The following is a 15606-nucleotide window of genomic DNA, read 5'->3' as shown; positions in this document are numbered from 1 at the left end:
GTCAAACCGGGCACACCAAAATCGCCGCCACCATCCGAAAGATCCGCAACAACCCACACCTGATCTTCACCATCCTCCGCCTGCACCAAAACCCTCAACACACACCATGATCAGCAGAAACGACTTTGCGCAGCGCCCTGACCGCGAGCTACCTGTACGACTTCGGCGACAGCTGGCGGCACACCGTTGAGGTGGAGAAGATCCACGACGCCGAAACCGACGTGACGTACCCGCGCTGCGTCGCTGGGAAAGGAACCCGTCCTGGCGAGGACGGCGGCGAACCCGAGCCCTTCGACATCGAACTCATCAACCACCGCCTTGACCGAGTGCTGGAGTCTTGAGAACTGAAACTCGGCCCGGCCGAGCTCCCGTTCGACGGCCTCGGTGAGGTTCCGGTTGTCGATGAGCACACCGAACTCGACATTGCTGTGTTCCGCGCTCCACATTCGCGGCCCGTTGTCGAGGTTCATAGTCCCGCGTCTCCCGCAAGCTCGGCTGCCCAGGAGGCGAAGAACACTCGGACAACTGCTTTGTCGTCGTCTGTGGCGGGTAATTCGCTGTCGTCGAAGCGGGTGAGCGTGCGCAGCATCTGCGCGAATATCGCTCTGTCGAATCCGAGGTCTACTTCGGCCGCACGGGCGAGAAGTAGTTCTTTGCCGTAGCGCTTGGTCAGTATGTAGACGTCGGTGAAGTCGCGTGCCTCGGCGCGGTCGAACAAGGCCAGCGTCTTGCGGCCGGCCAGCTCTTCAAGGTCGAAAGTCGGTCCGATGAAGCTGGCTGTTGGTGGTCGGCTGGGCGGGGTGTCGAGCGCTAGATCGACAACGAGGGAGTCGGATCCGGACACGATGAGTCGGCAAAATGTCGTGCCGTCGCGTACCCGGTTCACAGTCCATCCCTGAGCTTGAGCGGCTTGCTCGAAGCCGTCACGCGCCGCGGCAACGTCTCCGCTGTCTGGTCCTGTGAAGAAGTCGAGGTCCTGCGTCGGACGGTTCGTCAGATCTTGTGCTGCCAGGGCGGCGCCGCCTGCCAGCAGGAATCCTCGGCTGGTCGACAGGCTGAAAAAGAGCTGTGCCACCTCGATCTGGAAGCCGGTCAGGCTCGTCACCGGTTGAGACGCAGACACTATGCGGCCCTGTTGGCATCAGCTTCAACTACAGGAGCCCAGGCTGCTCGAACGGCGCGAGGGATGACCAGTTGGTCCCACAGGTCGATCAACAGCGCGCCATCGACGTACCTGTAAATGTCTTCGGAACCGCCTTCCCGTAGAACGATCTCGTATACGCGCGCCCGTTCAGCGCGGTTCGACAGATCGAACTGTCGACCCGGTTGGGACCAGTTCAGATGGATGGGCAGCGTCACCGTGGCGAAAGCTTGGTCAAGAGGAAGCCGAGGGAGATGGCTCAGCGTCGTCACGGTGCGGCCTTGCGGTGTCGTGTGTTCGACGTCCTCCACTTGGGGGCGAACGGTCAGTTCGAGACCGATCTCCGCCAGTAGCCGCGAAACCGTGTCAGAAGTGGGCGACTTTCGGCCGTGCTCGTAGGCTGACAACGTCGTTCGCGACGTGCCAGCTCGACCTGCAAGCTCTTCTTGGCTCAGCCCTGCGGCACGCCGAGCCAGGGTCAGCAGCTCGGCTACATCCGTCATGATCCCTCCATGTATCCGATGGGATACGTTACCCGGGTGACGGTCGCCGATCAACCGGTGGCGTGGGAACACGTTCGTAGAGCAGGTCCTCGGCCTGGGCGAGCTCGTGTTCGACGGCCTCGGTGAGGTTGCGGTTGTCGATGAGCACACCGAACTCGACGTTGCCGTGTTCCGCGCTCCACGAGAAGTTCGCACTGGTCACCAGCAGGAACCGGTGGTCGATCGCGAGGAACTTCGCGTGGTTGCGTACGCGGGTGCCGTCGAACTCCTTCGTCCGCAGGACGGTTCCAGGTCGCAGCTGCGCCGCTACCTCGGTCGTGGTGGGCGACCATGGCGTGGGCCGCTGGTCCGCCGCGGCGGTGTCGAGGTACACACGCACGGTGAGTTCCGGCCGCGAGGCCGCTCGCCGCAGCGCTGTCCAGAGTCCCGATGAGCGCTGGAAGTTGAACGTGGAGCAGGTGACGGACTGGCGTGCGTTGTCCACGAGATAAGGCACTGAGCTGGTGAGCGCGCCACCTCGGGCGAGGTGGCCGGGCATGGTCCAGAGCGGGTCGAGAGCAGTCGGCGCCGATCGTGCCCCCTCCACGGCCCGCAGCACGGAGACAATGCAGGGCGCGGACCCCGCCGCCATGAGTGATCTGATCATTGCGCGTCGTCCGGCGGAGACGGCTTTCAGCGCGGCCGTCAGTGTGTCGCCGTCGGTCAGCCGGTCGGCGATCGCCTTGGCCTCGGTTCCGGTGAGCAGCTGCCCCAGCTGCCTCGCCGCCCCGGCGTCAATCGGCGCGTCCGAAGAAGCCGAGGCCGCTGCCGCCGGGCAGGTCGATGAGGAACCGCCGGTCCAGGAACCGGTTGGCTCGTTCGCAGGAGGTCTCCGACGCCATCACGCAGCAGTGGCAGGCGGCGCCGTGCAGGAAGTCCTCGGGGTCCTGCGGTTTGCGCATCGCGCAGATCGGGTCCGACGAGCATCGCGTCGCCCGGAAAAGCGCCGCCGTGACGACCCGTTCCAGGCGGGCGGGTTCGCTCAGTTGCACGAGCCCGCCGAGGGTGCCGTCGCTGTCGGACGCGGTGGTGCAGATGAGCAGCCCCGCTGCCGCCGACCGCCCGTCTGCCTCCGGCCATGCGTAGAGCCGTTCGCTCAGGCTCGCCGCGGAGTAACCGCACGTCATGGCCAGCCCGCGGATCAGCACGTGGGCGAAGGTGTGGACGAGCCAGTAGCGCGGCGGCTTGAGCCGGGTGTCGGGATCGACGTCCTTGGCGGTGTCGGAGAAGCGGCGGTAGAAGTTGCGGCTGTGCGCGTCACGGTGCGCGTGCCACACGTCCGTCGCGAGTATCCGCCGCTCCCAGGCAGCCACTTTCTGTTCGTCGAGCTGGAGGAAGATGCCCTCGCCGCGATCCTCGGTCGCGACCGTCCAGGCGGGCCGGGACGTTCGGGTCAGCGGAGCCAGCCGCTGCGGCAGGTCACCGACCCGATCCATGTCGTCGATGCGTGTGTAGCCGACGAGGGCGTTGACCTTGCGCAGCCGCTCGACGGCCAGAACCCTGGTGATCTCCGGTTGCAGATCAGGGTCACGGTCGCGTTTGGACAGTGTGAGACCACTCACCGGATCACCGTGGTGATCGCCCTGCGGGTCTTTGAGCAGGTATCGCCATTCGGGGACGAGCAGGTCCACCGGGTCCCAGTCGCGGAGCCAGGCTTCCTGCTCCTCCACCGAGGCGAGCGGCGCCGACGCGGTGGTTACGGCTTGGCTCAGGTCGTCGTCGGACAGCGCGGTCACGTCGACCTTGGCACTGTCGAGGAGATCGCGGAGCAGGTCGAGATTGTCACGGTATTTGGCCAGTTTCTCGCCGAGGGCGACCCGGATCTGGTTGGCTAGCTCACCGGTCTGCTCCTCGTCGGACTCCGGCATCACGATGATCGACTGTGTCGCCGGGAACCACAGGTTCGAGGCGCCGACGAGGATCAGCCTGGTCTCATTGCGGCAGCCGCCTGGTTCGAACGCGTCCAGGTGCGGGTGGCGGCCCCGGCAGCGGGGCAGCTTGGCCTTCCCGGCCTCGCCCTGTGCCTCGTTCATCGGTCTGCGCAGCCCGCACGAGGCACAGCCGATCACCGCCGACGCGCCTTTCCCGGCCGTCCGGTCGACCATCTTCAATGCCGGGAACTGCGCCTGTGTGCAGGGTTTACCGTGGTGGACCCATTCCTCGTACGGGAACTCGTCGAGGTGCCCGTTGACGCACGCGAGCAGGTAGCGCGCCGGGACCGCGCTGCGCCGGGCCGTCCTGCGGGTCTTGTCGCCGGTCCGGCCGGTGCACTTGCCGTGCTCGAAGCAGGCCAGGTCGGTACGGAAGGGATGGGTGTTGTGGTAGTCGAACTGCGAGAGCATGCCGAGCATGTCGCATCCCGTGCAGCGCAGCCACTGCGGGAACACCCGCGCCGGCACCCCGAGGTCGTTGCCCTCGCTGGAAAGGCTGCTCTTCTTCGGTTGCCAGGGGTGCGGGCGCAGCTGCACGTCGCGGGACTGCAGCATTCTGCCCACCACCTCACGCAGCCGCGGCGCGCGGATCTGGGGGACACCGTCGCGGCGGTTCCAGATCCGGTCCCAGTCGTCGAGACCGGTGGGCATGATCGTGAACTGGGAAAGGTCCATGATCGCGCCCGGACCGTAGGTGTAGAGCAGCGACGACGGGCGTCCCGAGCCGACCTTGGCGCGGTTGTGCTTGGTGGCCTTGTCCGCTTCCTTGTCCGCGTCTCCCAACGGATCCACGGTGTTGGTCGCGTCGTGGACAAATCGGGTCACGACGGCTCCTGTGTCTTGCGGGACACTCCCTCGGGTGCGGGTGTCCCGCATGGAAACTGCCGGTCGGCACGCATGAGTGGGGCTCCGCCATTGTCACTCATCCGTGCCTCCGGTCGGCAGGTCCCACTTCGGTGTGCCCGGGGGTGCGATGTAGACGAGGTTCTCCTTGATCGGGCTGACCAGCAGGTTGATCTCCGGTTGCACCTCACGCATCGAGTTGGCGACGACGAAGGGCGCGCTGTCCCTGCTGTCGGCCAGCGACCGGGCGTTCTCCGCGCTGATCATCAGCGGACCGTGCCGCCCGTCGTCGGTGACCCGCTCGTACACCACCGACTTTCTGTTGTCGGCCAGGTACTTGCGCCGATCGGTCCACTGGTCCAGCCGGTTGTGCAGGCGGTGCCGCGCCCGGTCCGCCGAGTCCTCGTCGGACGCGCGCTTCACCCGGCTCACCAACGCGTCGATCAGCTCGACCGCGAAGTCCCGCTCCGCCTCGATCCGGCCAGCGCTGTGTTCTGGCGAAAGCCCTTGCGCCTGGGCGGCTTGCAGTACCCGGGCGGCGCTGACCAGTACTCCGTCAAGACCGCGTTCCAGCGACGTCACCGAGAACGGCGTGACCGACAGTGCCTCGACCTGGGCGTAGAACGTCTCGTGGTAGTGCCGGAACTGCTCGAAGTGCGCCAGGTCGCGCGGTCGCGCCCAGTTGCCGAGCGACACGACCAGTCCGGGACGGTTCGGGTCACGGCCGACACGTGAGGACGCCTGGATGTACTCGGCGGTGTTCTTCGGCTGACCGACGACCAGCATCAGCCCGAGCCGGGTGACGTCGACGCCGACCTGGAGCATCGACGTGGCCAGGATCGCGTCAAAGGGGCTTACCTCTCGCGTGAGGACCGGTTTTTTGGCCTCCCGCAGCGCGCTCAGCTCTCGCTTGCCCGCGGTGGAGTCGAAGCGGGGGTCGAACTTCACCGCCATCTGGTCCAGTGTCGCGGTGATGTCGGCACTCGACACCCGCGATGTCAGCTCGGCCCGGTGGAGCTCGCCGTAGTTCGTGCCGGTCCGGCGCGGCAGCAGGGACCACGGCCGCCGCTTGGCCAGCGCGGTCTGGATGTCGTCACCCAGGTACCGGGCCATGCCGGCCAGCTCGCGCGTCGCGCTGAAATAGCCGACCAGCGCCAGGTACGGGTCGGCGGCCTCGCCGGAACGGTCCAGCAGCAGCTGTCCGGCGGCCAGCAGGACTTCGGCGACCCTGATCTCCGCCGTGGTGAGCCGGACCCCGGTGGTGCTCAGGCCGACGTAGCGCCGGCCGGGATACTTCTCGGAGACCGGTTCCTCCTTGGAGAAGAACGTTTTTCCGGCGTCGAGCACCTGCGGGGGAAAGATCGTGACATCGCGACCGTAGAGGGCCCTGACCTGGTCGGGTGCGTTGCGCGCGGTCGCTGTCGAGGCCACCAGCAGCGGCCGCACCGGACGGCCGTCGGCGGTGCGCCACGCGGTCATCACGTCGATGGCCACCTCGAACAGGCCCACCGTCGTGCCGAGCGCGCCGGTGATGAGGTGCAGCTCGTCCTGGATGATCAGATCCGGCGGGCGCAGCCGGTCGGCGGGGCGAACCGCCGCGGCGGGCAGACCGTCCTTTGTGGCCGGATGCTTGTTGCCGTCCTTGATGTCGCAGTGCTTGTAGTCGGCGTGCACGAAGTCGTGGCGTTCACAGCGCCTGGACACGTAGCCGAACAGCGCGGCCGCTTCGCCCTCCCGGGCCAGGCGGGCGAACTTGTCGACGGTGGCTATCAGGAACGCCGGCGCCAGCCGGTAGATCTCCTCGTCGACGGTCAGCACGGGTAGACCCTCGCCCGCTGCCCCGCCTTCGGCGAACGGGCAGCCGGCCAGATCGTCCCCGCAGTAGACGTACACCCGGCGCTTTCCTGCGTCGGCGCGGACGTCCCGCGCGCCGATCTTGCTGCCGCACCAGGGGCAGCGCTGGATCTGCAACACGGTGAGCCGGTACCCGCGACCTTCGTGAGCCTTCTCGAGCTGAGCCGCCGCCTCGTCGTAGCGCTTGGGGCTGACGTCGGTCCCGACCCACAGGCCGATCCGGAACGGCTCACTGCCCCACGTGGCCTGATCGTTGATCCGCGCCATTTCGGCCGCGCACATCAGCGCGGTCGCGCGCTGGAACTGTTGCGCGGTCAGCAGTCGCAGCGTGTACCGCATCAGGACGGCCACCCCGGTGCCGCCGTCCAGCGGACCGTCCGGTGTGGACACCACGCCCTGGCGCCGCCGGATGGCGAAGGTGTACGCGGCGAGACCGAGGTACGCCTCCGTCTTGCCACCACCGGTGGGGAAGAACAGCAGCTGGGCCTTGGCGAGATCACTGGAACGTTTCCCGGCGGCCGGATCGGTCAGCTGCGGGAGTTGCATCAGCACGAACGCGAGCTGGAACGTGCGCCACGAGTGGGCTTTGGGGCCTTCGTCGAGCACGGCTGCCTGGGCTTGGTCCACACTCATTTTCGGGTTTGCCGCGCGCAGTTGGGCGACCTGCGACTGGATGCGCTGATCGGCCATCACCTGGTTCATGAACCGGAAACAGCGCAACGCCTCGTCGTTGCCCAGCAGGTGCGCCACGCCGTCCGTGAGCTGCTGGCGCACCCGGCGGGCTTCACTGACCGCGTCCTGGCCTTCGCCGCGCAGGTGCTCCGGCAACGCGTCAGCCTCTTGCTGCTGGCCGTCGAGCCAGGACGTGTAGCCCGCGACGATCGGTTCCAACCCGGCCCGGAGCTGGTCGAGGTTCTCGATTGTCGCCAGGACCTTCATGTCCAGCAGCGCTTCACCGATCTCCTCGGCCGTCGTCTGCGGTGTCTGGCAGGTCGGCAGCCAGGTCGTGCGGACCTCGCTGGCCCGGCGCGCGTTGTCGGCGATCGTCCAGTCGACCGAGCAGGTGCGCCCGATGGCGAACTCCAACCGGTCGCGATACTGGAGCTTCAGCCGCCGCAGTTCGTCGTCCCGTTCGGCCCAGGTGTCCGCCAGGGCGTCGGTGACCGGCAGGAACGCTGCCGCGCCACCGGCGGTGACGGTCAGCTTGGTCTGGTAGAGCCAGGCGTTGACCGGGATCTTGCGGGGTGTCTCCCGGTCGTTGCACAACGCCACCTCGATCAGACGGCACCCGCGTTCGGGATCGTCGTACCGGTCGACCCGCAGGACGACCTCGTCCCTGAGATGGATCGTCGTGGTGCCCGCCGGGTCGAGCTTCGCGACGGTGACCAACTTGGCGATCTCGATGGGGGTGCGCCGGTAGCGGCGGCCTGTGGACGTGTCCTCGCTCTTTTCCTTGATGGGCTCGTACAAACCCCACGACGTGGTCACGGTGAACTCGGCCAGGTCGTCGGGGATCTGGCAGCGCAGCCCCATCGACGCGGGGATCATCAGCCCGCGTTTCTGCGGCTCGTCCTCGACGGTGTCCTCGTCCGCACCCGCGCCGCTCTCGTCCACGGCGGTGACCGGCACACCCCGGCTCTCCTCGGCGTCGACCGCGTCACCGACATCCGTCGCGGCGTCGTCGGAGTCCGCGTCCCTCGGGTCGCTTGTGCCGGCCTTCAGCCGAACCGGCGCGATTCGGCCGATCAGGTAGGCGACGTCGGGCACGCCGTTCAGGATCTCGTCGGGACCGTTCGCCGGGCCGAGCAACTCGCGTTCGAGGATGTCCAGGAGGTTCTCCCGCGCCGTCCAGGACCGCCCGTCCGGTTCGCGCGCCAGCTGGTACTCCGGCTGCTTGTCATGGGGGGCGGTCATTCGTCGTCCCCTTCTTCCTCGGCCGGGGCCGGTGCTTCGCCTTGGGTGGCGGCACGGCGATGGTTCTCTTCGAGGAGCCGGTCCAGGATCTCCACCCGCGCGGCCGGGCTGACCGTCCACCTCCGCATCTGGCGGTAGCTGTGGAAGCCGTGCTCGAGCGGCACATCGCCCCAGCCGTAGGCGTCCATGACGGCCTGGTCAAGGTCGACGTGGATTTCCCGTATCCGCGCCACGTCCGCGTCAGCGGAGTCGGGCGTGTCCGGGTCGTTGACCAGGTTGTACAGCTTGGTCAGCCCGAGATCCCGCCGCAGCATGACCTCCCGCCGCTCGCTGTCCAGCGTGCGCCCGATCACGGCCAGCCGCTCAATCGGTTCCGGCCGGGGGAAGGTCTCGAACACATCGGACGGTGTGTAGCGTGGGTCGTTGCGCATCCCGGACCCGTACTTGATCGCCCACATCTGATGCAGGCTCGACGACAACACCGCCTGATCCCCAAAAGAGTCTGTCGCGAAAACAACAAGAGTGCTGCTAAGCACATGCCCTGTAGGTGCCCTCAGCGGTATAACGGTCTTGCTTGTGATAGCGAGGACGAGCACCTCGTTAAGATCCGCAATCGCCTTCCGCATCGCTGGTCGTTTGTCTGCGTATTGCCACCATCGTTCGCGAAGGACCTTGCGATTAGCTTTTTGCCTCTCTGCTTTGACCTGTGTAGATAGTCGATCGAATGGCAAATTGTAAATCTGGGCGGCAATTTCCGAACGGTCGTAAAAGTCGATCACCCATCGAGATTCGGACCCATCTGGACGGGAATTAAGATCCTCGCCGGTAAGATATGGAAATAGAACGTCGGCGTTCTTTGAGTCAGTCTCGATCCATGACGCAGCTTCTTCGGGCGTGAGCACGAAGCCAGCTCCATACGGCTTGCAGCCCTCAAAGGTGACACCCTGACTTTGCGACAACCTTTTAGGAAGGCCGTCGATTCGCCCGACTGACTCCAGGAGTGTCGAGATCCGCCGCACTTCGATCTCATCTGCCACGCGTGGGATCCCTGCTGCGACTTTGCGCTGGGTCCCCCACACGGCGGCATACTCTAGGCTAGCGCTGTTAGAGGGCCATGATCTGCTTTGGATCGCTCGGGTTATTGTGAAGCCTTTATTCACCATTCGATCAAGTCCGACCTCACGGGTGTCGCCCTGCGCGACCGTGTTTGTTGCAATGAGACCGAGGTTGCCCTGCCCTGACAGTAGAAAAGTGGCGCGTAGGAAGAAATAGGCAACGAGGTCCGCTCTGCCACGTTGCCCAGATGCAAGGATGTCGACGAACCAGTCGCGCACATTGGTGCCCATTGCGCCGGTGATCTTCGATCCAGTAACGAACGGCGGGTTGCCGATGACGGCGTCGAAGCCGCCGCGTTCCATCACGTCCGGCACGGCGAGGATCCAGTGCAGGGGCTCCCAGCGGTCGTAGTCCGTTTCGACGGTCGGCGTGAGACCGGCGCCGAGTATGCCGTCGAGCATCGCGCGGTTCGGGGGCTCGCCGGGGCCGGGGTAAGCGAGACCGACGGCGTAGCTCAGGTTTCCGTACGCCTCACGCAGTGCCTTGCCCGGCTTGCCGCCCAGCCGCAGCCCGGCGGCGACCACGGCGTCCGCGACGTCGGTGAGCTGGGCGGTCACCTCATTGAACTTGCGCCACAGCCGCCGTTTTGTTGCGGCCGAGCGCTGTGGGTCGTCGTCGTTGACCTCGTTGGCGAGTTGCTGTCGCAGCCGGGTCGCTTGCGCGAGTACGCCGTCCACGTCCAGTTCGAACACGCTCAGCTGTCCCGTGGCGCTGTCCGGGTCGATGTGCTTGAGCTTGAGCTGCCGGACGTCGGTCAGGCCGAGTAGCGAGTTGCCGTGCAGGACCTTGTCGTCGACGAAAGAGAACGGCAGCTTCGAGTCGAGCGAGACCAGCCACAGCGACAGCTTGCACATCTCCACGGCCATACCGTTGATGTCGGCGCCGTAGAGACAGGTCGCCACCACGGTCCGGATCGCCCGGATCTGGAGATCGTGCGGGGTCCCGTGCGCGACTTCCTCGCGGTGCCACGCCTCGACCAGCCGGGCGGCGAGGTAACGCGCGGCGGCGACGAGGAACGCGCCTGAACCGCAGGCGATGTCGGCGACCTTCAGATCCAGAATCCGGTCCGACGACACCGGTTCCCAGCCCTCGTCCTCGGGGCACTGATGGGGACCGGGATCGAACACGAGCGGTTCCAGCGCGTACCGGACGACCTCTTCGGCGAGCGAACGCGGGGTGTAGTGCGCGCCCGCCGAGGCGCGTGACGGCGTCTCGACGACGATCACGCCGCCCGGCTGCACGACGAGTGGGCGGTTGCGCAGGTCGCGGCGGATGATCCCGATGAACGGGCGCAGCCGGTCGCGCAGTGCGGCGTCGGTGGTGACGGCGCGCAGCGCACGTTCGGCGTCCTCGACGTCGCCGCTGGTGCGGATGGCCTTGGTCAGCGCAGCCTTGCTCGGCGGGGTGGCCGCGGGCTGGTTTTCCTTTGCCCAGGACAGGATTTCGTTAGCCCGGCTGGTGTCCTGGTGGAACGTGCCGAAGATTCCTTCCAGGTCGGTGAGCGGGATTTCCGGTTCCTCACCCGGCTTGCCGATCAGGCCGACGGTGACCTCGTCGACCTCGGCGCAGGAGTAGCCGAGCAGACCTTCGTAGATGTAGCCGATCTGCTCGACGTCGATGTCGCGGAACGAGATCTGTCGCGCCGGCTGTCCCGGCAGCTTGGCGATCTGTACGGCCTTCAACACTTCGAGCATGACCCGGTCGCTGACCGTGATCGCCAGTGTGGCGCGTTCCCCGCGTGCGGTGAGGAAGCCACCGAAGCGGGTGGGGTCGAACAGTGATCCCCCGTACGAGGGCAGCCGCAGGTCCTCAAAGGACGCGCCGTGGTAGAGCGCCTGCGAGGTGGCGAGCAGCCGGTGCCAGGTCAGGTGGGTGGCGTCGAGCGCTTCGCTGCCCTCCTCGCGGGCGCGGGTGTCCAGGGCGTCTAGCTCGTCGGTGATCCCGTAGCCCATGGCGAACAGCCTGCCCTGCGGGAGCAGGCCGCGCTCCTCGGCGAACAGCAGGAACACCACCCGCATCAGGACCGTCACGGCCGCCTCGTAGACGTCCGCGCGCTTGGCGGGCAACGGGTCCGGGGTGGTGCCCAGCGCCGCTTCGGACAGCGCCTGCACCAGCAGTTCGACCGCGCGGCGCACCTGTGTGCCCAGCGCCTCGGTGATCTCCTCGGCGGCGGCGACCGACTCACCGAACAGTTCCGTCAGCCGGTCCCCGGGTTTGCCGCCGACGAGACGGCGGCGCTGAAGCAACTCGATGAACGCGTTGCGGGTCTGCGGTTCCTCGATCCAGGTCTGTGCGTCGACGACGCCCGAGGCGACCATGGTCTGTTCGCGGGCGCTGACGATCGCCCACCAGCGCCCGTCGGTGACCACCCCGACCGGGATCCTGGCCGCCCGCAGCAGTTCTTCCAGCCGGTCGACGGGGCTTGCGGCCCAGCTGTCGTCGAGTGGGTCACGCAGCGACTCGACCGGGTCGACGACCAGGACCAGCGCGCCGGTCGTGTCCCCGTGCACCAGTGCGCCGTCCGGTCGCACCGTGACCGCATGGTTGGGGGAGCGGACTTCGAGCCCGGCCGTCGTGGTCCCGTAGAGCTCACCCCAGCCCAGCACCTCGCGCAGGACGACGTCCACCCACACATCCCGCGCCTCACGGTAGAACTCCACCGCCGCTTGGTCTTCTTTGTGCTTGTCCCAGTTCTCCCATGCCTTCTCGAACGCGGGCTTCGCGTCCCGCAGCGCCGTGACCGCGTCGGCATCGGGTTGCGGCATCCCTTGCGGCCACACGCGTTTGAGCGCGGGCACGGCCAGGAACGGGCCGTCGGTGTCCACCAGTTCCAGCCACCCGCGGTGCAGGTCGTTGGCCGCGGGAGCGAACTTCCGGTTCATGACTGTTCCGCCTCCCCGGAATTCAATGTTCTGGTCACGTTGGGGAGCGGAAGGTTCTGTTTGGTCACGTGCTTGTGGCTGGTTTGCGTCACGTTCCCCTGAGGTGCGGTTGGGAGGCCCTCTGCCTGATTTGACCTTGGGGTTGACACAGGGCTTCTCATGACCGTACACTCCCCGCCTCGGCGTCGGCCGGGGTCAGCGCGAACACGACGGCCGCGGCGGACACGTGCGGCTTGATGTCCCGGTACCGCTCACCGATCGCGAGGATCTCACGCCGCTCCTCGTCGTCCAGGCTTCCCAGCCGGTTCTCCATCCCCAGCAGGTCACGACGCCGCTGCGTTTGCTGGTCGTCGGTGAACAACTGTTCCTCCTGGGCCTGGATCGCCCTGGCGAGCTGGTCGCGGGACTCACGCAAGTTGACCCGGAACGCGCCGAAGATCTCGCGGGCCCTGGCGATGTCGGTGTCCCGCCGGGTTTCCAGCGCCTCGGTGACCTGGGTCTGGCGGGACTCGGCTTTGTGGGCCATCGCGGTCAGCAGCCGGGTACGCAGCCGGGAGCCCTCGGCGCTCCACTCCGCGGCGAGGACCGTCCGAACGCCTTCGCCGGCCAGCACCAGGTTCTCCGCGTCGAGGGCCTCGTCGAGCACCTGCTCGACCTTGGCCTCCGCCATCGCCTGCCCGCGCACCCGGATACCGGTGAGGAAAACCTCCTCGTGCAGGCGCAGGCCACCACGGCCGACCAGGACCAACCGGGACACCGCGGCCACACACGACTGCGGCAGGTCGTCGACCACGACCGCGGTCACCCGGTTCACCGGCGCGTCGACGCCGAACAACGCGCTACGCAACACCCTCGTCGACCGCTGCATGAGCGCGTGACCGAGATGGACGTGCACGAGATCGCTGATTCCGGTGGCCTGGTCGTCGAAGGTGATCGGCCGCGGGACGCCCGGCTCCAGCCGGGTGTCCAGGCCCCGGAGCGCGGGTTGCCAGGCCGAGCCGAGACCCGGCACCGCGAACACCTGCGCGTCGGTGTCCTCATGGCCCACTTCCACCAGCGGCGGCTGCGCGGTCAGCGCCAGCGCCGCGTCCACCACACGCCGCGCGTTCGCGGGCGTCAGGTGCATCTCCACCTTGCGCTCGTCGTAGGTCCGCGACAGTTCAGTGAGCCTGCGGTTCAGTTCCACGCCGCCCGCCAGCGCGCGGGTGATGATCGCGTTGCCGTCGGCGGGCGCGGACGGCTTGGCCTTGCGGGAGGCGGCCGTGGGGCTGAAGTGGTTCTGCACGTCGGCGTCGATGACCTGGTTCACGGAGCCGAGATCGTGGGCGACGTTACCGACCTTCTCCGCGATGCGGCGCATGAAATCCATGTCGGCGGCGTATGTAGTGGACGTCGAGTTCGGGGAGAAATGGTAGATCTCCGGTGTTTCCCGCTGGCCGTAGCGGTCGATGCGGCCGATGCGCTGTTCCAGCCGGGACGGGTTGAACGGGATGTCGAAGTTGACCAGCCGGTGGCAGTGCGTCTGCAGGTCGATCCCCTCGCCCGCGGAGTCCGTGGCGATCAGCACGCGCACTGGGTACCTGGCCGGGTCCTCGGTGAACTGGGCGCGGATCTTCTCGCGCTCCTCGGTGGGCGTCGAGCCCTGGATCGTCGCCAGGACGTCCCGGTAGCCACGCTGCGCGAGGACCCGTTCGATCCAGTCCAGGGTGGCCGCGTATTCGGTGAACACCACGACACGCTCGTTGGTCCAGTTCTTGCCGTCCGGGCGGCAGATCGCCTCGAGGAACTTGATCAGCGCCTTGAGTCGGGTGTCCGGCTGGTGCTCGTAGCCTCGGCCCCATTCGATGAGCGAGTCGATCTCCTGGTTGGTCGCCGTGATGAGCGGATCGGAGACCTTGCTCTGCCGCAGCGCGGTGAACTCGGGCTGGTCGGCCTCGCCTTCCTCCTCATCGGACTGTCCGCTGCCCAGGACCTCGTCGTATTCGTCCAGTTCGAGCTGCCTGCCGGTCGCGGCGGCCTGCTCGTAGAGCTCCAGTGTGCGGGCGAACGACCACGGGCTGGACAGGAACCGCTTCTTCAGCAGCATCGCCACGATGTCGCCCGAGGGGCGCTTGCCGTTCGCACGTGCGCTGTCGGTGAGAATGCTGTCCAACGTGGTGAACTGACGTTGCTCGTCCTCGTTCGGTTCGAACGGGAGCTTCTTGAGCTGGCGGGTCTTGAACTCCTTGTCCGTCAGCTCGGTCTTGAGCCGGCGGACCGCGATGTCCCGCAGTGCCCGCTCGTCGAGGTTCGCACCCCGGCTGAACCGCCGCCCGTCGATCATCTCCAGCAACGCGGTGAACGACTCGGGATACCCGTTGTGCGGGGTTGCGCTGAGGAACAGCCGGTGTTCGCATTTCTCCGCGAGAGCCTTGGTCGCCGTCGTGCGCTGACTGTCCACCGCGTAGCCGCGCCGTCCCGGCGCGGTCGTGGGGCTGGCAGGGGCGACGTGATGGGCCTCGTCCACGACCAGGACGTCGAAGGCGAAGCGGCGTGCGGTGGCCGTGTCCCGCACGTCGGCGAAGACGTCACGCAGCAGTCGCTGCGCGCGCAGGGTCGGCAGCCAGGCCATGCTGACGATGACCCGGGGAAACAGTCGGAACGGGTTCGCGTTCAGCCCGTGGCTGCGGCGCACGCGGGCGAGGAGGTCGCTGTTGACGATGGCGAAGTCGAGCCCGAACTTCTCTCGCATCTCGTCCTGCCACTTCAGCGCCAGGCTCGGCGGGCAGACGATGACGACCGACCGGGCGCGATGGCGCAGCAGCAGTTCCTGAACGACCAGGCCAGCCTCGATCGTTTTGCCCAGCCCCACATCGTCGGCCAGCAGCAGGTTCGTGCGCGAGGACTGCAGCGCACGCCGAAGCGGCTCCAGCTGGTATGCCTCGACATTGGCACCACTGCGGAACGGCGCTTGGAAGGAGTTGGCGTCGGCCGACGTGACCGCGCCCCAGCGCACCGCGTCCACGAACGCCGCGAGTGTGTTGGGGTCGTCGAACGCCTCGGCGCCGATGTGCTCCGGCAAGCCCTGGTCGGGCGCGACGGTGTGGCCGACCTCCAACTCCCAGACGACCGCGAGCTCCTGGCCGAGGCGATCCTCTTCGAGGGACTGGAGGCTCACCACGTGGGTGAGGCCCGCCGTGCCCTCGTCGGCGGGGCTGCGGGGCAGACCCTGTTGGTGTATGTCGGCCACCGCCCAGGTGGAGCCGCGGACGTTGACCACCTGGCCCGGCTCGGGCACCGGCGGCAGCGAGGCCGGCTCGCCTGCCACCGCGCCTGCGCCGTGCCGATGATCCGTCTCGATTGTCACCGGATCCCGCTCCCGTTCGTTTCTCTGCTGACTGTCG

The 15606-nt window shown here is 67.2% G+C and carries 8 protein-coding genes; 1 reads left to right on the top strand and 7 read right to left on the bottom strand.

Annotated features, from left to right (window positions below):
• Positions 1–191: 191 nt before the first annotated feature.
• Entirely contained in the window at positions 192–341 is a 150-nt protein-coding gene (locus GEV28_RS42510) for a hypothetical protein (RefSeq protein ID WP_367115174.1), read from the top strand.
• 125 nt (positions 342–466) lie between these two features.
• Here the strand turns inward: GEV28_RS42510 and GEV28_RS24765 are convergent, their stop codons facing one another.
• The 7 genes from GEV28_RS24765 to drmD all read right to left on the bottom strand — a co-directional run bounded on the left by GEV28_RS24765 (position 467) and on the right by drmD (position 15569).
• Positions 467–1105 (bottom strand): nucleotidyl transferase AbiEii/AbiGii toxin family protein, encoded by a 639-nt coding sequence (locus GEV28_RS24765; protein ID WP_291414603.1) that lies wholly within the window; start codon positions 1103–1105, stop codon positions 467–469.
• A gap of 17 nt (positions 1106–1122) precedes the next feature.
• A complete protein-coding gene (locus tag GEV28_RS24760) occupies positions 1123–1644 on the bottom strand; it encodes a helix-turn-helix transcriptional regulator (protein WP_291414602.1) in 522 nt (173 codons plus the stop codon).
• A gap of 28 nt (positions 1645–1672) precedes the next feature.
• A complete protein-coding gene (gene drmC / locus GEV28_RS24755) occupies positions 1673–2389 on the bottom strand; it encodes a DISARM system phospholipase D-like protein DrmC (RefSeq protein ID WP_291414606.1) in 717 nt (238 codons plus the stop codon).
• A gap of 28 nt (positions 2390–2417) precedes the next feature.
• Positions 2418–4439, bottom strand: coding sequence for a DUF1998 domain-containing protein (gene drmB / locus GEV28_RS24750; protein WP_291414600.1), 2022 nt, complete (start codon positions 4437–4439; stop codon positions 2418–2420).
• A gap of 93 nt (positions 4440–4532) precedes the next feature.
• On the bottom strand, positions 4533–8225 hold the full coding sequence (gene drmA, locus GEV28_RS24745) for a DISARM system helicase DrmA (RefSeq protein WP_291414598.1): 3693 nt from the start codon (positions 8223–8225) through the stop codon (positions 4533–4535).
• Positions 8222–12223 (bottom strand): DNA methyltransferase, encoded by a 4002-nt coding sequence (locus GEV28_RS24740; protein WP_291414597.1) that lies wholly within the window; start codon positions 12221–12223, stop codon positions 8222–8224. Before GEV28_RS24740 ends, drmA begins: the two co-directional genes overlap by 4 nt.
• Positions 12224–12380: 157 nt before the next feature.
• Entirely contained in the window at positions 12381–15569 is a 3189-nt protein-coding gene (gene drmD / locus GEV28_RS24735; RefSeq protein ID WP_291414596.1) for a DISARM system SNF2-like helicase DrmD, read from the bottom strand.
• Positions 15570–15606: the final 37 nt, after the last annotated feature.

The sequence above is a fragment of the Actinophytocola sp. genome, assembly GCF_009379765.1.
Lineage (GTDB): Bacteria > Actinomycetota > Actinomycetes > Mycobacteriales > Pseudonocardiaceae > Actinophytocola.
The sequence above is the reverse complement of the archived record's forward strand: the minus strand, read 5'-3'. Positions and strand labels throughout refer to the sequence as shown.